Origin of the sequence: Spiroplasma alleghenense, from assembly GCF_003363775.1 — a bacterium.
Lineage (GTDB): Bacteria > Bacillota_I > Bacilli_A > Mycoplasmatales > Mycoplasmataceae > Spiroplasma_B > Spiroplasma_B alleghenense.
Window position 1 is genome coordinate 1,175,980 of the sequence record NZ_CP031376.1, and the last position, 20,046, is coordinate 1,196,025.

Annotated in this window: 18 protein-coding genes; 7 read left to right on the plus strand and 11 right to left on the minus strand. The window is 28.2% G+C overall.

The window, feature by feature from the left end:
* Positions 1-287: 287 nt before the first annotated feature.
* Genes SALLE_RS05295 through SALLE_RS05305 form a run of 3 tightly spaced genes read right to left on the minus strand, consistent with a single transcriptional unit; the run spans position 288 to position 4,004 of the window.
* Positions 288-1,919, minus strand: coding sequence for an alpha,alpha-phosphotrehalase (locus tag SALLE_RS05295; protein ID WP_115558584.1), 1,632 nt, complete (start codon positions 1,917-1,919; stop codon positions 288-290).
* On the minus strand, positions 1,912-3,588 hold the full coding sequence (locus SALLE_RS05300; protein WP_115558585.1) for a PTS transporter subunit EIIC: 1,677 nt from the start codon (positions 3,586-3,588) through the stop codon (positions 1,912-1,914). The genes SALLE_RS05295 and SALLE_RS05300 overlap by 8 nt, the downstream gene beginning before the upstream one ends.
* Positions 3,589-3,605: 17 nt before the next feature.
* Positions 3,606-4,004, minus strand: coding sequence for a hypothetical protein (locus SALLE_RS05305; protein WP_115558586.1), 399 nt, complete (start codon positions 4,002-4,004; stop codon positions 3,606-3,608).
* A gap of 163 nt (positions 4,005-4,167) precedes the next feature.
* Between SALLE_RS05305 and SALLE_RS05310 the strand changes: the two genes are divergently transcribed.
* Complete coding sequence (locus SALLE_RS05310) at positions 4,168-5,160, plus strand: LacI family DNA-binding transcriptional regulator (RefSeq protein ID WP_162807968.1); 993 nt, start codon at positions 4,168-4,170, stop codon at positions 5,158-5,160.
* A 20-nt stretch (positions 5,161-5,180) separates the two neighbouring features.
* On the opposite strand, the gene SALLE_RS05975 is transcribed toward SALLE_RS05310, so the two are convergent.
* Positions 5,181-5,348 (minus strand): hypothetical protein, encoded by a 168-nt coding sequence (locus SALLE_RS05975; RefSeq protein WP_162807969.1) that lies wholly within the window; start codon positions 5,346-5,348, stop codon positions 5,181-5,183.
* 159 nt (positions 5,349-5,507) lie between these two features.
* On the opposite strand from SALLE_RS05975, the gene SALLE_RS05315 reads away from it, so the two are divergent.
* Both SALLE_RS05315 and SALLE_RS05320 read left to right on the plus strand, forming a co-directional pair.
* On the plus strand, positions 5,508-6,404 hold the full coding sequence (locus SALLE_RS05315; RefSeq protein WP_115558588.1) for a hypothetical protein: 897 nt from the start codon (positions 5,508-5,510) through the stop codon (positions 6,402-6,404).
* Between the two features lie 174 nt (positions 6,405-6,578).
* Entirely contained in the window at positions 6,579-7,532 is a 954-nt protein-coding gene (locus SALLE_RS05320; protein ID WP_115558589.1) for an LD-carboxypeptidase, read from the plus strand.
* Between the two features lie 91 nt (positions 7,533-7,623).
* Here SALLE_RS05320 and SALLE_RS05325 read toward each other — a convergent pair whose 3' ends face one another.
* A complete protein-coding gene (locus SALLE_RS05325) occupies positions 7,624-8,217 on the minus strand; it encodes a lipoprotein (RefSeq protein WP_115558590.1) in 594 nt (197 codons plus the stop codon).
* A gap of 75 nt (positions 8,218-8,292) precedes the next feature.
* Here SALLE_RS05325 and SALLE_RS05330 point away from each other — a divergent pair, with 75 nt between their 5' ends.
* Together SALLE_RS05330 and SALLE_RS06070 are read left to right on the plus strand one after the other, a co-directional pair.
* On the plus strand, positions 8,293-8,658 hold the full coding sequence (locus SALLE_RS05330; protein ID WP_115557889.1) for a helix-turn-helix domain-containing protein: 366 nt from the start codon (positions 8,293-8,295) through the stop codon (positions 8,656-8,658).
* Positions 8,659-8,687: 29 nt separating this feature from the next.
* A complete protein-coding gene (locus tag SALLE_RS06070) occupies positions 8,688-9,515 on the plus strand; it encodes an IS3 family transposase (RefSeq protein WP_245886026.1) in 828 nt (275 codons plus the stop codon).
* A 741-nt stretch (positions 9,516-10,256) separates the two neighbouring features.
* On the opposite strand, the gene SALLE_RS05340 is transcribed toward SALLE_RS06070, so the two are convergent.
* Together SALLE_RS05340 and SALLE_RS05345 are read right to left on the minus strand one after the other, a co-directional pair.
* Positions 10,257-10,820: a hypothetical protein gene (locus SALLE_RS05340; protein ID WP_115558591.1), complete on the minus strand. Its 564-nt coding sequence runs from the start codon at positions 10,818-10,820 to the stop codon at positions 10,257-10,259.
* A 366-nt stretch (positions 10,821-11,186) separates the two neighbouring features.
* Complete coding sequence (locus SALLE_RS05345; protein WP_115558592.1) at positions 11,187-12,986, minus strand: hypothetical protein; 1,800 nt, start codon at positions 12,984-12,986, stop codon at positions 11,187-11,189.
* 175 nt (positions 12,987-13,161) lie between these two features.
* Between SALLE_RS05345 and SALLE_RS05350 the strand changes: the two genes are divergently transcribed.
* Positions 13,162-13,971, plus strand: coding sequence for a MurR/RpiR family transcriptional regulator (locus SALLE_RS05350; protein ID WP_115558593.1), 810 nt, complete (start codon positions 13,162-13,164; stop codon positions 13,969-13,971).
* A gap of 89 nt (positions 13,972-14,060) precedes the next feature.
* Here SALLE_RS05350 and SALLE_RS05355 read toward each other — a convergent pair whose 3' ends face one another.
* The 4 genes from SALLE_RS05355 to SALLE_RS05370 form a co-directional block, all read right to left on the minus strand.
* Complete coding sequence (locus SALLE_RS05355) at positions 14,061-15,356, minus strand: transposase (RefSeq protein WP_115558594.1); 1,296 nt, start codon at positions 15,354-15,356, stop codon at positions 14,061-14,063.
* Between the two features lie 81 nt (positions 15,357-15,437).
* Positions 15,438-17,015, minus strand: a complete 1,578-nt coding sequence (locus tag SALLE_RS05360; RefSeq protein WP_115558595.1) for a hypothetical protein — start codon at positions 17,013-17,015, stop codon at positions 15,438-15,440.
* Entirely contained in the window at positions 17,005-17,742 is a 738-nt protein-coding gene (locus SALLE_RS05365; protein ID WP_115558596.1) for an ABC transporter ATP-binding protein, read from the minus strand. Before SALLE_RS05365 ends, SALLE_RS05360 begins: the two co-directional genes overlap by 11 nt.
* 8 nt (positions 17,743-17,750) lie before the next feature.
* A complete protein-coding gene (locus SALLE_RS05370) occupies positions 17,751-18,659 on the minus strand; it encodes a hypothetical protein (RefSeq protein WP_115558597.1) in 909 nt (302 codons plus the stop codon).
* 215 nt (positions 18,660-18,874) lie between these two features.
* Here SALLE_RS05370 and SALLE_RS05375 point away from each other — a divergent pair, with 215 nt between their 5' ends.
* On the plus strand, positions 18,875-20,044 hold the full coding sequence (locus SALLE_RS05375) for an SIS domain-containing protein (RefSeq protein WP_162807970.1): 1,170 nt from the start codon (positions 18,875-18,877) through the stop codon (positions 20,042-20,044).
* Positions 20,045-20,046: the final 2 nt, after the last annotated feature.

Consider the following 20,046-nt stretch of genomic DNA (forward strand, 5'->3'; position numbering starts at 1 on the left):
ATATTCATAAAACTGGATTGATGGCTAAAAAACTTATTCAAGTAATAATTTTAATTTGCCTTGTTAAATTAGTATCAATCTTGCCGCTAACATTAATTTTCAAAGTAACCATTATAAATCAAATTATCAAAGCTAGGTGCATTACTAATCCAACGATTAATAATCACCACAAATTAAAGCGTTGGTTGGTGGCGACTAATACAACCCCAAGCAAACAAGCAATTCAAAAAACAACACTTACTACAATGCTAGATTTTCGAAAATACTCAATTGTATATCTTGAAGAATTAATAAGACTCCTTAAACACAACGACTTGGTATGGTTTTAACTTCTGATTAAAGTCAGTGTAATTATTTAAAATGATTTTTTCTGATTTAAGGTCAGTTTTGAAATTAACCTCTTTGACAGAGATGTTGGCAACAACTGTTATTTTTGAAGATTCTAAAATCCTTTCATATGCAATTATTTCATCACTGGTTTGTAAAAATCTAATTACTCCATCAATAATTTCTAAATTATTTTTACGTAGTTTAATCAAATCTTGATAAAACTTTAAGATAGAATCTGAATCATTTTTTTGACTAACCACATTGATTGTTTTATAGTTAGGATTTAATAAAATCTTATCAAGTTTTTGTCCTTGGTTAAATCCCGCATTAGTTTTACCACTTCATTGCATTGCTGTTCGAGAATGGTCGCGAGATTTTTGCTTCATAATTTTTAAAGTTAAATCTTCACTATTGCCAGCTTTTATTAAAGCCTTAATTTGACCAACTGACTCAGAGTCAATAAAATCATCTAAACTTTCAAATGGATAATTTGTCATCCCTATTTCTTCACCTTGATAAATGAAAACAGTACCCTTCATTAATTGAACCAGGGCTGCTAGCATTTTAGCAGATTCTTTTCAATATTTATTATCATTACCAAATCGAGAAATTGCTCGAGGTTGATCATGATTGTTTAAAAATAAGGTGTGACCACTTTTACGTTCTTGAAAATAAAGTTGTCATTCAATTAATAAGTCCTTAAACTTTTTAAAATCAACATCACAAAGATTTCACTTTTGATTATTTTTAAAGTCAACTTTTAAATGATGAAAATTAAAAATCATTGAAAGTTGTGAATAATCTTCTTGAGCATAATTGGCGGCTTTTTCTTTACTAGTTGAAGATAATTCCCCGACAGTCAATAGTGGTTCGCTAGCTTTTTTTAATGCCAGCTTATTTATGATTTCAAAGTATTTTTCATTAATCTCTGAGTCAGTATAAAACTCACGACCATCACTATTAATAGAATCTTCAAATACTTCTGGTTTTCCATAAAGATTGCAAACATCAAAACGAAATCCCCCAGCTCCCTTGGCGATTCAATAATTTAAAACTTTTAAAATTTCTTTTTGTACTTCAGGATTCGCTCAGTTTAAATCAGCTTGTTCTTTAGAAAAGACATGCAAATAATACATATCCAATTTTTCAACATATTCTCAAGCACTACCCCCAAACTTACTTAATCAGTTTGTTGGTGGTTGATTATTTACCGGTTTTTTAAAGAAGTAAAAATCTTGATAATACTTATCCCCTTTTAAAGCCGCTTGAAATCAAGCACTTTTAGTACTAGTATGATTTAAAACCATATCCATAATAATTTTCATACCTTTATTATCGGCTTCTTTAATTAAATTAGCTAGTTCTTTTTCATCTCCCATACTTGGATCGATTTGATAGTAATCAATTACATCATAACCTCCATCAACAAAATCAGATTTAAAAAATGGCGAGATTCAAATGTAGTCAATTCCTAGTTCTTTTAAATAATCAAGCTTAGCAGTAACTCCCGCTAATTGTCCTGCCCCAGTATTTTTAGCGTCATAAAAGGTTTTAGGAAAAACCTGATAGACTATTTTATCATTAAACATTTTTTAACTCCTGTGATTTTACATTTTCTATATTTTTATTATCTTTTTTCTTTGTTTTAGTACTAGTTTCAATTAAAGCATCTGCTGCTGCAAATTCTAAATCAAACTTTTGGAAGTACTTAATTTTACTAAAGGCAATTGTTAACACAATTGTTAATGCCGTATTTGTTAATCCAGCAATCATGAATCAAGTAAACGCAGTTCCTGGTCAAGTGGTTACTCCATTAATTCCTGACTGAATTTGCACACTCAAGATTCCCAATCAAGCCCCATTACCAATACTGTTAGCACTTACCCCAGCGACAACACAAATTTCTAAACCAACAGCTGCACCAATTGAGGCCGCTACAAAAGGATACATATATTTTAAGTTAACCGCATACATTGCCGGTTCAGTAACAGCAAGCCAAGCACTTGTTAATGCTGAAGCCCCAACCTCTTTAACGTTTTCATTTTTCTTTCAATTAACAATCATTCAACCCAGAACCGCGGCTCCTTGGGCGATACTTTGAGAAACAATACTTAAGAAAATAAAGTCTCCTCCAGAACTTGCTACATTTTGAATCATAACCGCATTTAATAAGTGGTGCACTCCGGTTAATACCAAAGTGGCATGCATACCCCCAATTATGATAGCGAAGAAATATTTAGCAATTCCGTCAGTTAGTGCTCATTGAAATCCAGCCCCAATTAAACTACCAACAATATAACCTGCAGGTCCAATGATAAACATTGCAATTGTGAAACTTGCTAAAATTGTTACTAACGGAACTACAATTTGTTTTACAGCTCCTGGTGTTACTTTTTTCATATATAAATTGATATAAGCTCCCAATACCCCAATAGCAATTGCCGGAATCACTTGAGCGGTATAAGCTATTTTTCAAGGATATTGCATGAACCCGAAATTAAAAGTAACGTCTTGACCGTTCTCTTTTAAGGTTGCAACAATATCTCAGATTCAAATAGAATCAAAACCTTGTGAGAATACTTCATAAACATTTAATAATGGTGGTACTAATAATGTTAGTCCGATTACAATTCCTAAAATTTCATCAGCTTTCATTTTTTTGAAAATCGATCAACAAACGTGAACCGGAATTCATCAAAAACAAACTTGCGCCGGAATTCATAAGAAGGCATTTAATCCATTAATGAATTGACTTACATTAACCATACTTCATCCTAAAATAGGATTTCCTAAAGCGTCATATTGACCACCAAAATAATTAGGGTCAAAAACAGCTTCGAAAATATTTCTTATCCCCAATATTAATCCCCCAGCTACTAAAACCGGAATGATTGGAATAAAGATTTCTGACATATGATTTAAAGCTTTTTGAAATCAACTAGCCTTGTTAACTACTGCATCTTTAATTTCTTCTTTGCTCATTTCTTTTAAGCCAGTATATTTAATAAAGGCTTTGTAAACTCGCTCAACTTCGGTACCAAAAACAATTTGGAACTGACCGTTCGCATTAAAAACCCCTTTTACCCCAGAGAGTTTTTCAATCTCTTTGATGTCAGCTTTTTTAGGATTTGCTAAAACTAAGCGCAAACGAGATAAACAATGAGTTGCTGAAACAATATTTTCTTTGCCACCAATCAACTCTAAGAGTTTAGCAAAAAATTCATCGCTTAGGTCAAGATTTGGTATTTTCTTCGACATTTAATTTTTCTCCAATTCTATTCTTTATTAACAATACTAAATGAGGCAACCTCATTAACTTTGTCGTTTTCTACTGTTTCTAATAAATTGTATGTTACTATGACAAATCGATGTTTACCGATATCATCAAAATTTTGAGCCTCAACAACTTTGTTTTGATTATTTAAGACTTTTATCTCATAACCCTCTTTACCATTTTCTGGTTTAGGCGCTAAAGAATTATTATCTAATTGTTCGATTAAAGCTTTAATTAATAAACTAGTGGTTTTATATTCACTTGGTTCAATATTTTCAAAGGCTTTAGTTAAATTATCCCCAGTTATTTTCTTGGAATAATCAACAGTATTACAAGCAACAACTAAACTAGTAGTTGACATAATTGCCAAGGACCCTAATAGTGCTAAGATTTTCTTCATTTATCCTCCTATGCAATCGTTTGCATAAATATCTATAAAAATACGGCTATCACTAACCAAAACTATTATAACAAATTTTTCTTATTTTAACTTGAAATTAGCAAAAAAATGGAAATTATCAGTTTATTAAAAATGGAGTATAATAATTTCAAGAGGTATGGGTATGAAAAAACTAACAATTGTTGATATTGCTAAAATGGCTGGTGTTAATCCTTCAACGGTTTCGCGAGTTTTAAATAATGATGATAGAATTTCACAAGAAACTAAATTTAAAGTAAATCAAATCATTGAACAAACCGGATTTGAGAAAAATAAAATTGCTTCAGCACTAAGATCCAGTAACTCAAAAAATATTGGTATTATCATTCCAAACCTAAAGAACCCCTTTTATAATCAACTTTTGTCTTCAATGCATCAAACCGTAGCGAAACTAGGCTATCAAGATTTAATTTTAGATTTTATGCACGATAAAAATTATTTGACCAATATGGTCAGTTGATTAAAAAATAATAAAATTGATGGGTTAGTTTTTACTTCAGAACAAATTAATAGCGAACTTGAAGCAATGCTTGTAAAACTAAATATCCCGATTATGCTAGTGGCCACATCCCATAATCAAATATTTAGTCACGCCATAATTGATAACTTTAGTGCCATGAAAGAAATTACCCAAGCAATGCTTGATTCTGGTAAGAATAATTTAGCAATGGTAAGTTTTAAAAGAACCGACATAATCGCAGGACTAAATCGCCAAGATGGATACATCAAAGCTAATGAGAACAATAATTTTACTGATAACATCAAAAGAATTGTTGAGATTAGTCATAGTAGTTTTGACAACGGTTATCAAGCTGCAAAACAAATTATAGAAAGCGATAAAAATATAAATGGGATAGTTTGTGGTTCAGACTTATTAGCAGTTGGGGTTATTAATTATATCTTGGACCAAAATCTAAGAATTCCTGAAGATATTGCTGTTAGTGGTTTTGATAACTTAGATTTTAGTCGTTACTGTCGTCCAAAAATCTCCACAATTGATCAAAACCTGGAATATCTTGGCAGAATTGCCATTCAAAACTTAATTAATGAAATAAAAACTGGCGAAAAAACCTTCACCAGTGTTGAATATAAATTAATATCAAGGGAGTCTATTTAAATATTAAATAGACTCTTTTATTATTTTTTAGTAACTACTTTTTCTTCGATAGTATTTTCTATTTTGTCTAAATTTTTTTGTATTTCATCTAGGTGCTTTTTACGTTCTAAATCAAATTGTTTGAATTTCTCTTCTCAAATTTTATTAAGTTTTGCCATTTCTATTTTTAACTCTTCTGAACATTTCATTGCCAATCACCTCCGTTTATTAAAAATGGTACTTTTATTTTAAAGCATTATTAATCTTTTAAATAACTTAAATCCAAATTAGCACTTTATAAAAAGATTTGTTATAAAAAACTATATTTTTTCAAAATACTATATAATATAAATAAAAGAGGTATCAAAATGGAAAAACATACAACTATTTCAAGGGCTGTATTTCGGGGAGTAACACATAACTCTTGAAAGTTATTTATTATCATAAATTTTTTCATTTTTTTTATGTTGTTTACTCCTAGTTTAGACTTGAATGGGACTTATAAAGAGGCTTTAAAAATAGGAATTACTCTAATTTCGGTTTACGCTTTTTTTGAAATAATATCTTTATTAATTATTATTGTTATTTCAGTTTATGTTAAGTGATGAATTTGAGAAGAACGTTATTTAGAAATTCAAAGACCGTTGGAAAAAGTTTTTGGTTCATGGTTAATTGCCGCTGGGTGAATTAGTATTTCGATCATGAACAAAAGTAACTTAATTCAGCTTGGTAAGTTAATTAAAAAAACATATGATGAAGAAGAAACATCAGAATCTCGTGAAGAATTAATTGAAAAAGGTTACTTAAATGCCATTGTTGATAAAGAAAGAATCTGAAGAGTAAAAAAAGCATCTATTAGAATGGCTTTTGCCTCAATTTTAAGCACATTTATTTATATCTCATACGCTTTTACAGTAATTATGCTATATATATACGCGAAAGAATTTAGCTGAGTCTTATTTGGATTGCTAATGTCTACAATGCTATTGATGGTGCCATTTGGAGTTGCTATAACTTCTAATGGTATATTTCTAGAATCAGCTAGATATTTATGTTTCTTAAATGAATTTGAAGCAGCCCCACAAGGTGAGAGAACATTTAAATTTTATCATAATGTAGCAATGCGATATGGGATTGTTGCTAAAGTATTTGGAGTTTTATTCTTTTTTACTATTTGAGGAGTCTTTGCTTTTCAATTTGGATCAACAATTAGACCTTTAGAAAAAGAACGTTTAGAAGAAGTTTTTGAAAATACTCGTTATTAATCAATACTCAAAAACTGCCCCAATTATTGGGGCAGTTTTTTTAATGAAAATTAAAAGATTTTTTAGCAAATATAATTATTTTAAATTGTTATTGATATCTTCATTAATTTATTGTTTGAAGTTTTCTTTACTTAGTTGTTGTGATAGATATAATATTAAAAAGGAGTTGATAGTATGGTTTTTGGGATTTTTAGTTGTAGCTCATTTTCTTGTCAACAATGCCCAAATCGCTGCAAAAAATCAATTGCTTTTTTGCAAAGCAAAGGTCATAAAGTAATATTGGGTAGCTTATTTAATAATGTAAACGATAAATATAGATCAGGTTCAATCATCCAAAGGGCTCAAGAATTTAATGAGTTGCTTGAAATGAAATGTGATATTTATTTGTCAGCAATTGGAGGATTTTGTGCTAATTCAATCACCCCTTTAATTAACTACGATTTAATTACAAAGGACATGATTTTTGTGGGTTGTTCGGATGCAACCACAGTTTTAGTTAATATAGTTGAAAAAACCAAGGCCAAAGTAATTTATGGTCCCGCATTAATTACTCATTTCGGGGAATGAGAGGAATATTATGCACAACAAAGTTATGATGCTTTAATTAAAGCTATCCAAAATCCAGTTAATGAAGTGAAAGAGTTTGAGTACTGAACTCAGGACTATAAAAACTGAGACACATTCACTTCAGAAAAGCAAAAGCATAAAAATTCAATTATCTTTCAAGGAGAAAAAACTATTTCAGGTAATTTGTATCCTATTAATTTAAGTTCTTTTTCAACAGCTTTTAATAAGTCAATTAAGAAGATAAGAAAAAATAATACAATTCTTTTTATAGAGGATAGCAACAAAGATATCGAAATGGTGGAAAAATTATTTAGCTTTTTGGTTTCAAACAAGCTTCTAAAAAACGTATCTGGTGTAATTTTTGGTAAGTACGAAAATTTTGATGATAAAGGTTCAAAAAAACTGCCCCACCAAGTATTTATTGAAATTACTGAAGCAAATAAAATTAATATAAAAAATCTGGTTTACTACATTGATTGTGGCCACACCCATCCAACTAATGCTTTAATTTTTAATAAAAAAATATTTATTGATTTTGAAAATAAAAAGATTTGACAGTAGATCAAGGCTTAAAACAGAAAAAGCACCTGATGGTGCTTTTTAATATTGTTATGAATTTAATTACCAATGATTTGGAAAATTTAAATTAATACTATTCTTCTGGTTGATCTGGTTGTTCAGGTGTTGTAGGTTCTTCTGGTGTAACTACTTCATCTGTCATTGCGTCAATATCTTTTTGAGCATCTTTTATAAGTCTTTCAGTATTGCTTTTATTTGCTGCTGAAGGTGTAACTTTAATTTGGTCTTTTTCATCATCTTCATCGTTAGCGATAAATTCTTTAGATAAATTTTCAACATAAACTAAGTATTCTTGAGCAGTTTCTTTATTGTCATCGAATACTTCGCTAATTACATCTAAGTAATTTTCTAAAACTATGTAAGCCAAATATGATTGAGCTTTCTCGTGATTTATCATTTCTTTTTTTTGTTCAGTGGTTGCTTCAATTTCTTCGTAATCGCTACCTAAAACATCTTTTTTTATTTCATCTTCAAGAGCTTCTTGTTCGTCGTAAATTTTATCCAAAGTGTCTTCTAATTCTTTTTTATTAGTTGGTTTTACGAAATTAGCATAAACTTGTTTTACTAGTTTTTCTGATTCTGAATCCTTGTCCCCACAAGCAACAACCGAAGTTGATGCTGAAGCAGTTAGCCCAAAAGCAGCTAAAATTGTTAATAATTTTTTCATGAATATAATCTCTTATGTATAGAGGTAGAATAAAAAAATTATTCTAGTAAACTCTTTGCATAGGAGGTTTTTTTAATGGCCAATTTAAAAGGAAATAAAAGTCACATGACTTCTTTTGATAAAAAGTTAGAAATCGCGCAGGATTGATTGCAAAATCAACAAAGTTGAAAAAAATTAGCAGCTAAATACAATGTCTCATACTCGGCAGCTCGAAAATGAGCTTTAGGATACGAGCAGTTTGGGGAAGAGTATTTAAAGAGAATATCATCTAGAAAAGGACAAACTGCAGGTATTAGTAGAATTGGAGCGCCGTCTAAACGAGATAAATTAAGTTATGAATTGCATCGTTTGAAAAAGAAAAATAAGGAACTTGAAATGGAAAACGAATTTCTAAAGAAGTTCAATCAATACCTGGAGGATTTAGAAAAAAACAACAAATAAAATATCAGTCAATTGACACTCAAAGAAAATTATGACCGGTATCTTTTATCTGCAAAATTTTAAAAACAACTCAATCAAGCTATTATCGCTGAGTTAAAAATAATCGACCAAACTTTAATTACAAAATTGATCAAGAACTTTTAGATTTAATAGAAAGTATTTTTCAACAATACAAGGAAATTTATGGATATCCAAGGATTAGAATTGTTTTAAAAAACCAATATAATATTTATGTTTCAGGAAAAAAAGTATATCGCTATATGCAAGAATTAGGTATAAAATCCAAGACAAGAATCAAAAAGAAACACAAACCAAAAGAAATAAAAATTTTAAAAAACAGAAAACACGAAAATATTGTAAATCGAAAATGAAATAAATATAGTAAGGGCGAACTTTTTGTAACAGATGTTTCGTTCTTGCCATTTTCAAATAATAGATTTGCCTATCTTAGTATTTTGAAAGACGTTAGTACTGGGTTTATTGTTGGATATGATGTTTCTTTAAGGAATGACAACAAAATCTATCTAAAAACATTGAAAATGGCTGAGAGTTATTTTGATTTTGATAAAAATATAATAATCCATTCTGATAACGGATTTCAATATACCAGTGATGCAGTTGAAATATACTGTAGTAAAAACAATATAAAAATTTCGCTAAGCAGGCCTGGAAACTCCGTTGATAATGCTGTTGCTGAATCCTTTTTTGCTTGCTATAAAACAGAGTGGTTTAAGAAAACTTTTAAAACCTACTCAGAGGTGTATAATAATTTTATAGACTACATTAATTTTTATAACTTTAATAGAGTCATGATTAAGCACGAAAAAACTCCATGACAAGCATGGAGCACCTTATAGAATAAAAAAACTTATTCTATACTTGACAGAATAAGTTCATAATAATTTTTTCATATTTTTTTGTTTCTCCTCTTATTATTACTTTGTAAGTATATAACTTATTTCTAATTTTTTCAATATAATTTATATCTTTTTACTAAAATACATATTTATTTATTAGAAATATATATTAAATATGCTAAAATCAAGTAAAAGATAGGAAGTATTATGAATCAAATAATCTTTAAAAGAAGTCTGAGTTTAAAATCAGAACTTTTAAAAAACCGTTTTATTACAATCCTCTAAATTGACAAAATTTTTTATATTTTTAAGAGAAAACACAAGACTATTCTTCTATAAATATTGATAGATTAGCCAAAAAATTTCCTACTCCATTTGGTTGCATTTTATTTAAGGATGCAAAGACAGCTTGTCACATTCCACCGCCTCCAGTAATTGCTAATAAAAATTTATCACCCTCCTCGGTTGGAATGAAGGTAATTATCGATTTTTGGTAATCCCATGGTGTAAAGAATATTTCAATTGGGTCTCAACCATCTGTCCATTCATCATTTTGAAATCGATCAATTGGGGGAGCAAATTTTCAACTAATTACTTTTATTTGCTCTCTTTGAATCTTGTTAACTCTAACATAATTATGAATTTCATTAATATAGTCTACAAATCCAGCAAATTCTTTATCTTGCCCATTTTGAATAACTTGTCCTTTTTGGAAGTTAAAATATTTACCCTGAGGTTGAACTATTTCAACTTGAAAGAAGTTTTTAAATCCCCCAGATAATTGGTAAGCATTGAATTCTTGCTTTTTGAATAGCCGTTTAAATCAATAAGGGTCAAATCTCCATCAATCACAACGTTAGCAAAAAAATCAAAAAAGTTTGAATTGTCATCTTTTTTAGTTACAATTGCTTTTGCATTAATTATTTTATAATCTTCAGATTTCAGCAATAATTCCAGAGTTGATAAATCCCTTATTTGTTCTTCAAAATCAAAATCGTAAAATTTACTACTTCCACTTCTTATTTTGAAATCCTTTGGGTTTTGTTGGTTAATTTTATTTCTAGAATCATTAATAAAATTTTCAAAGTTTTGAGTTTCATCATAAATTCCAGGAATCGCTTGATCGCGTTTTTCATTCGCAAAATGACTGGTATTAAAACTTTGGGTTAAATCCAAATACTGAACAGATCTTGAATCATATTCAAAACTCATTGCAGTAACAGGAACAACAGCTGCACTAAAAATGGTTGATGCCCCGATTAAACTTAGTAATTTTTTAATAGTTTCTCCTTTATGCCCACCCATCCCAATCCTTTAATGTGATATTTTTTCAACTTAATTGGCTCATATTTAGAACTAAGTTATACTTCGGATCAAATATTATTGTTTCCCAAATGAAATGATTCTTTTGTTCACTACTTGAACCTGATAATTTTATTTCTTCTATAATCTTAAAATTTGACATGATCAACTACTTTTTTATTATTCTATAACTATATTATTAAATTTCAAAATATTTTTTAAAACGAATATAATTATAAATAAAAAAATCGACTCAAAAGTCGATTTTTAAAACACAATAAAAATTTAAAATAATTTTTTGATTATAATTAATTAAAAAAATGGGCGAACATTAAATATCATTTCAAAAATAATGGCGATATTTTCCATTTAATCGTTAAATTTTAATTTAAAAATAGATGTCCTATTTTCAAATTCTTTCTCCGGATTAGCATTATTGGGTATTCAGTCACTGTTAGATTTATTATATACATTAAAATTTAAGAAAGGTTGGTTTTTGGGATTTTTAGCTTCAGGAAATAAACTTAAATTTAGCACCATTTTATTTATATTGCGAGTTTCTTTTTTAGAGACATTAAAATAATAATCAAACAATTCTAAATTACTACTTATGTAAATATTAGATTGATATTCGAAAGGGGCCGCAAGTGATCCAATTACATATAGATTTGGTGTGAAATTAAATACTTTGTTATGGGAATTGGCTTTCTCATTTGCTTGAGCTAATTCTTCTCAGAAAAAATTGTCTTTTGTAAACGTTTTTTTTGCAAAATCTTCTTTTTTTCAATTTTTGGGAGACTGAATGGTAAAAATATTTTTTCCTTCTTCATTTTGACTTAAAGTGAAAAATTCCTTATGAAAATTTCAGGCCTCTAAAAGAAAATCATTATAATATTCTAGGGTATTATCATAACTCTCGGTGATATTCTGTTTAATAAAGATATTTTTATTCGCAAAACTATATTCATCGTCAAAGTCAAAAATAGAAAATTTCAAGTTACTTAATTCAGCTGAAAATGTCGCAATGATTTTAGCATCATTTTTATCATCAATTTTAAAAGCGGATTTAGATTTTGAAACTAAGTTTTTAAAAATAGTTTCAGTTTTGGTTTTTTCTGACAAAGCGTATTGATTTAATCCTCTAGCAATTTTTTCACCAGAATTAATTGCCTCATCAATTTTAGCGTTAGCTCCCGTGCTAAATGTTTCGACGGCCAGTCATTGAGCATCATTTCCTGTTATATTTTCTAACAAAATTTTTTCAGATTCCAAATCTCCGCTAAGAGCTTTTATAAAGGTTTGATACGGGGTTTGATCTCTTTCAAATTCGTCAACAAAAAACATCCCATATCCTGCGTGCAGACTTGCTCCATCAATCGCTTTAATTTCTAAATTATTGGGATTTATTTTGACATTTTCAATCTTCAATGAAATTACTTTTTCTTTTAAATAATCTTTAATTTCATTATTTTGAGAAATTTCCACAGCCGTTTGATTTATATTTCCTGAGTCAGAATGAAATATAATATTATTGGCAATTTGGTTTTCAATCAAATCCGAAAATTGCGCATCTGCTTCCTTAAATTTATTTAAATATTGTTCTTCACTAAAAATATTAATACTAATAAAAGTATTAATTGGTTGGATAATTTTTTCATCATTTGTTGATTTGAAATAAATATTTGATGTAATTTTTGCTGTTAAGGTTGAAGAAGCTTTTTGGATTTTTAAATCAATTTCTTCAACCTCAAAACCATCTTTTAAAGGGGTGTTTTTATCCAATAAAATAGGATTATAGTTGACATTTGTTAATACATCGTTTTTTATTGCATTATTTATTTCGTTTGATGGAATCAAATCCTCAATTCAAGATTTTGTCTCATTATAAAATTCACCATGATTTTTGTCAAATTCATCTTTGTGATTATTCACATTTTCTAGACTTCAGTTATTTGGTAATTCCTTCTCCTCAATTGCGCGATATTCATCAAATTTATTTGCTATTTCAATTTTAAAAATTGTTGTTATCTCGTCAATAAATTCCTTGGTCAATCGGTCATAATCAAATTCATCACCAACGTTGGTCTTTTTTTTATTACAAGCAACCACACTTAATGGGGCTGATATTACCATGGTACTTGCTGCTAAAATATTAAGTAATTTTTTCATTTTTATTCTCCTTGCAATTTGGCATATATACCTAGTATATATATATATATATATAAAGTCAATTAGGGATGTTTTGTTATAATTAATTCTATTTATTGATAAAACAAGTTCCTTGAATATAAATTTTGAAAGCGCTTATTTCATTTGTGGTAATATAAAATCAAAGAGGTTTTATATGAAAAACGAGAATTTTTTACTAAAAATGAAGGAAATTTCAAATAACAACTTTAAGACAATCGACTATGTTATATATAAATTTATTTTAGATTATCCTGATAAAGTTAGTAATTTTACTTTAAACGAATTTTCTGCAGCTTGCTTTGTTTCTAAACCCACTGTTTTAAAGTTTTGTCAAAAAATTGGATTAACAGGATTTTCAGAACTAAAATTTCATATAAAAAACAATTTAAATTTGAAAGATGATTTAAGTTCAGAATTAACTGTGGCTAAAGAATTTCGTAATACAAATAAGTTTAAGGAAAAATACCTAAATTTAAGTAATGCATATGCACAAAATATTATTAATAATTTTGATGTTCTAGATGAGCAAATTTTGCAATTACTAAATCACATAAATCATAGTAATATTATTTATATTTTCTGCGCCAATTTAGCATATTATGCTTCAAAAAATTTTGTACAAAGGGTGAGATTTTTAAATAAAAATATTATTTTAGAAAGTGATATTAATCTCATTGAGAGCTATATTTCATCAATGCCAAAAGAAGCAATGGTAATCATTATCTCCTTGTCAGGTTTGAATCCTCATATTTTACAAATGGTGAATTGAATTGAAGCAAAAAACTACACCTTTGCTTTAACTGGTGTTGAAGGACAAATTTCTAGCAAATCTGATAATTTCTTTTTGATTCCCCAAGATGAAAATGATCTTTGAGATAATTATTCTCTTCGATCACAATTTGTTGTCGGTTTCTTTGATTTACTTTATATCGAATTATTTAACTCAAGCAATGAATATGAATAAATAAAATTTTAAAACCAACTTCAAAAAACTTTACGAGAAACATCAACCTTAAGGAGACATCATCAAAAACGATGAATCTCCTTTTTTAATTAATACCTTAAATTTTGTAGATTATTTTTGGCAAAAACAAATTTACTAAATTCATTTTCAAAATTTTCTATGCTATCAAATTCTATTCCACAAGTTTTAAAAAAAATTGTCTTTATTCAACCATTCATAGATTCTGTTGGTGCGTTATGTTTAAAACCCGCTTTAGACATCGACATGATAAAGTTATTTTGTTTTTCTTCGAAATTTTTAACTATAATTGAGGCATTTGCTCTGCCGCGATCAGATTGAATAATTGCATCATTGAAACTATTTTTCAAACAATATTTATGTACTTGTTTTATAACATCCAAAACAATTTGTGCATTTTCGCTGGTACCAAATTTTCATCCAATTACTTTGCGACTGTAGAAATCATAGGCAATTTCACAAAGTAATTCAACTTTCTTACCATCAATTAATAGCTTAAATACGGTTCCATCAATTCCAATTTTTTCCCCGCAATTGTTAGCACTAAAATTGTTTTCGATCAAATCAGCTCTAATGGTTTTTTCCATTAAATCGCGACCTAAAATTTTGCTTCGCTTGAATCGGTAAGGGCTTTGAAATTTAAATTCGTTATCTTTCATTATTTTTAGAATTGTTTTAACACTAACTTTAATGTCAAAAACAGATTTAATTAATAATTTAATGTTTTTAGCACCCGATGATATCTTGTTTTCTTCAAAAAACTCAGTTATCAATTGAATAACATCGTGCTTAATTTTACTTTGAAAAATCGGTAAAGTGCTTGAATTAAATTTATAATCATTTTTAGAAATATTGTTTAATAATAAATTATCTTTTTTAAACTTTTGATATTTGCCTCGAGAAACCTTGGCAATTTTGCACATTTTGGCAATTGATAAAACTTTGCGAAATTCAATTTCATAAATTAAACAAAAAGCTTTGTACTTATACTCCCTCGTTGCTTGAATCATCATCACTTGTTGGCGGCTGTAATTCATGCAAGAGGGCATGCACTTTTCCATGAACTCTTTTTCAATCTGTAGTTTTAAAAATTCCTCATCTTTCTTTTTTAGTTGTTTTTGTAGCTCTTCTATTTTGTCTGTTAATACTTTATTACTAACATCTTTTTTCAAAATATAATCTCCTTTGCAAGATAATTTATTTCCTGCATTCTTTATGGATTGATTATACATTGAAACTCATAATTTTATAAGTTGTGGACCAGATTTTATATCATAATCTTTTGCAAGTTCACTAGCACTAAATCCTTTATTATAAAGTTCAATAATTAATAATTTTAATTCCTGAGAATATGGTTTTTGGGGCAAAAAAATCAACCTTTCTTTAGGAAACCATTTTAGGTCTCCTTAAGGTTGATGTTTTTACGTTTTTTGAAGTTGGTTTTTGAATTATAAATCGCGTTTTTTATAATAAAAAATCATATATCCAAATGAAGTTAAACTTATTGGTAATAGCATTCAAATAAAATAGGCTAATTCATATTCTGGATTATTGTAGAATCCTTCAATTTGAATTACTTCTTCGTACTGATTCTGACTTGCTTTAATAGGCAAATGTTCATTTGAATTTCTTATTTTGTCAAAAGTGTTTATATCAATTATTTTTCACTTATATCAAGCAAAATTTGATGGCATCGGGTTTGTAACTATTCAATTTGAAAATTGACTATATTGTGGGTTATTATAATCCTTTCCTTCAAGTAGTCATGAAAGATGATTCAATGGTTGAGCATATTTATTTTTATATGACATATTAACAATTTTAGAATATTCTTCAGAACTCATTAAATTCATAGGACTTAATTGCATACTATTTTTTAATAAATTTGAGGTTAATATCACGGTTTTTTGTAATCCATAAATATCTCCACCATCTCATCTAAAATCGTTTAAGATTCCAGAATCTGTATATTGACCAACTCAGTCAACCATATAGGCTTTTCTACCAATAACTTTAATAAATTTGATAAATTCTTTTAAATCTTTGTTTGATTCTGATTGAATTAAAAAATCACAAATGTCCTCAAAAAGTATTTTATCAGAATTCCTAGATGATAAATTATGGGCTCATTCTTTCCCAATCTCATATGACTTTGTTTTTGAATATTCATCTTCTTTAACTCAACTAAAATCTCCTCTTTGAAAAAGACTAGGATAATTTTCAATAGAGATAGTTGCTAGATCATTTCTTAAGTAATTTATATCGGGGTGTTTTTTAAAAAAATCATTTACTTTCTGGTTCAAATAAATTTGAAATGTAAATCGTTGAGCGATTTCTGGTTCTTCATTTTCCCCGTCTTGAAATTTAGTGGATTCGTAAACCATTTCAATAAAAGGGGCCATTCCAAAAATTAGTGAAGTAATTATTAGTATTGTCATATTTGTAATTGGTCCAGCGATATTTTGTAAAAATAAACCAATTGCCAATAAAATTAATGCTGTTAAAACAAAATAACCGTAGTTTTGTATCATTATTGTTAAATATCAATTTGCATTCAAGTCATTAAATGGTGCCGCAACACAAAGTTCCAAAATAAAAAGAAGCAAAATGTTTGTAAGCAAGATAAGAACAGCGACTAAAACTCTACTGAAATATGAGCTTGATAATTTTACACCAGCTCTTTTTTCAAGATCAAAGATTTGAAATCTTGACTGTTTATAAAACAATTCAAATATTATTGTTGCGACCAATGTTGCAATAAAAATCAGCATGATCCCTATTCTTAAGTAAGCGATAAACATAGTTGCACTGAAAAGAGAAGCACCAAAGAAATCATCTCCGTATCCTGGCATTTGTATTAATGCAGATATTACAATTCTATTAATTGAAATTAATAAAATGAAAATTAAACTAAAAACTCAAATAGAAGGTTTTTTAAATAGGCGAATTAAGTTAAATCAAAAAACCGGGAAGAATTTACTCATAAAAGAAATTTTTTCTTCTCTTAAAATTTTTTTATTTTTCATAATTTCTTAATTCCTCCAATCTATTTTTTGTAGACTTGGTTTTATGCTTTTCATAAATATCAGCAATTTTTTCTTTTGAGTTATCAAAACTACTGGAATATTTAATTTCTCCATTATCAATAAAAACTAAATAGTCAATAATAGTCTGTAATTCTTCAACAATATGGCTTGTAATAATAATTGTTTTGCCTTTTTCTTTCAAAAATCTCAAAATTTCAATAAATTCTTTTCTGCTTTCAACATCCAAATTTGCCGTTGGTTCATCTAAAATAACTACTTCAGGGTCTATAATCATAATAGTAACCAACATTGCTCGTTTTAACATTCCTGCCGATAGAGCAGAGAGTGATTTTTTTTCATAACCTTCCAAGCTAAAAATTTCATTTAATTCTTTCAATTTCTTTAGTGCTGTTTTTTTCGGAACTCGGTATAAAAGTGCTAAGAACTTTACATAATCCTCATATTTATATTCAATTGGAATTGCTCCTGAATCAGGAAAAAGACCAAATTTTAATAAAGTATCGCGGTTTTTAAGACTTTCACCTTTATATGTTATCAAACCATCAGAAGTTAAATATTGCTGAAAGATAGATTTTATTGTTGTTGTTTTACCCATTCCGTTATCACCCAGAAATCCACAAACAGAATTTTGAGGAACTTCAAAGGAAACATCTTTTATCCCCTTGCCATTTTTAAAAATTTTTGTAACATTTTCTAATTTTAACATTACTTCTCCTATACCAACTTTACATAATTTGTGTAAATGGCTACATCTATTCTTTTCTTTGGAGCTCCAAAACCGATTACATATCCTCCAGCCCTATTTCAAACTGCGATACTATTATTTTCAATTTCGGCTTTTATTTCCATATGGATTTCGTAACTATTGCTACCTTTCGTTTTTTTGTTCGCAATTTCAAAATATTTTTTCCCTCTATTTGGATTTTTTAAATCATTGAATGAATAAACCCTTTTAGTTTCGTATGGATTGTGCAATACACTATTTCCATAAATGTTTTTTGCGGTCGCACGGTAACTTATTTCTATACCCTTATATTTTTTGTAAAAATCATCTTTATCAAGGGAAAAATCATTAAAGTAAATTCTAAATTTTTCATCACTTTCAAAATCGTATTTTTGCACTGTTGATCAGTTAGATCAAGCATAACCAGAGATGTCCAAACTGCTGCTAGTATAAAAAGGCTTTGTACGTTTAAAACTGTTTATAAATCAAAAATCCAATTCTGTTCCAGCAAAAAAACTTGCATTTTCTTCTTTTGCTATCAAGGTAATTATCATTTTCTTAGAGTATTCATTTAAGTAATTTTCTTCGTATCTTATAACATAATCAAAGTCATTAAAATTTTTAACAAATAATCCGCTGATTTGCCAGTGACCTTGTTTTAATAATATGTCCTCGATTTCATAACAAATCAATTTTTTGAAGTTTTCTGAAAATACCCCTGACTTATATTCCTCATTTAGAGAAATAATATTATTTCTTTCCCTAGATAAACTTTCTTGATAATTATTTAAGTCATACTTTTGATTAATTATATAAGATTTATTATTAATCGTTTTTGATAAATTGATGGGCGAACTTATCCCAATTGTGATTCCGCCTATTATTGAAAATAATTTCATTTTAGTCTCCTTTTTAATTTTTAAGCCAATAATACTCACACTTCTTTTTTGTGCTTATTTACATTATATCAATAAAATAATAAAAATGATTGTTTATATCTAATCTATTATGCTTACCAAAGTAAAAAAAATTTACTTTGGTAAGCATCGTTGACCACTTCCACTATTTATATTTTTTTAGAAATAAAATTGAGATGTGGAAGGAGGTGAAAAATATGAAAAAAGAAATGTTATTAAATTTAGAAAAGGAATGACTTATTAAAAATAATTCATTTAATACCTTAAACGAAATTTGTCAACAACCAGTAGTCTGAATTAAAATTGCAAATGAAATAAAAAAATATGATAACAAAATTAATGAATTTATTTCAAAAAACATTAATAGCAAAACTAAAATAATTTTAACTGGGGCTGGAACTAGCGAGTTCATCGGAAACTCTATTTATCAAAGTTTCTTTGAAAGAAAAATAAATATCAGTTCAGTTGCTACAACAGATTTAATTACTGGAACTACCAAATATTTTAATCCCGATGATGAAATAATTTTAGTTTCATTTGCTAGATCTGGTAATTCACCAGAATCACTTGGAGCTTTTGATATTGTTAATAGTATTGGTAAGAATGTTAAAAATATTGTGATTACTTGCAATTCAAAAGGTAAACTTATCAAAGATTATCAAGAAGATTCAAACAATCTTTTATACCTGCTTCCCCCAGAAGCTGACGATAAATCTTTTGCAATGACTTCAAGTTTCACTGGAATGATGTTAGCTTTTAGTTTAATCATGGATATAAAAAAGATTGATAAAAATATTTTACAAATAAATGAAGTGGCAAAACAAACCGAAAAAAATATAAATGATTTTTATCAACATATTCAAAAACTTGCTGAACTTGATAATAATCGCATCGTTTTCTTAGGAGCAGATGAATTCAAAGGAATTAGTCAAGAATCTCATTTAAAAGTTTTAGAACTAAGTGCTGGAGAAGTAAATACATTCTTCAACTCTCCCTTGGGATTCCGTCATGGTCCAAAATCAATTCTAAATAAAAATACAATTGTATTTTTATTAATGAACTTTAAAGATTATCAAAGAAAATATGATATTGATTTAATTAATGAGCTTTTTGAACAAAAGCAAATCAGCAGATTAGTAGTTTTAGACTTTCAAGAAGATAAACAGATAAAAAATAAATGTCACGACTACTTTAATTTCAATGTTGCCAATAATGAACTATTTGTTGGGTTAAACTATATTATTTTTGCTCAGCTCTACGCATTTTACAAATCACTATTTTTAAATAAAACCCCGGACAACCCTTGACCATCAGGTCTAGTTAATCGTGTTGTAAAGGGTGTAGTTATTTATGATTGAGAGGATTAAAA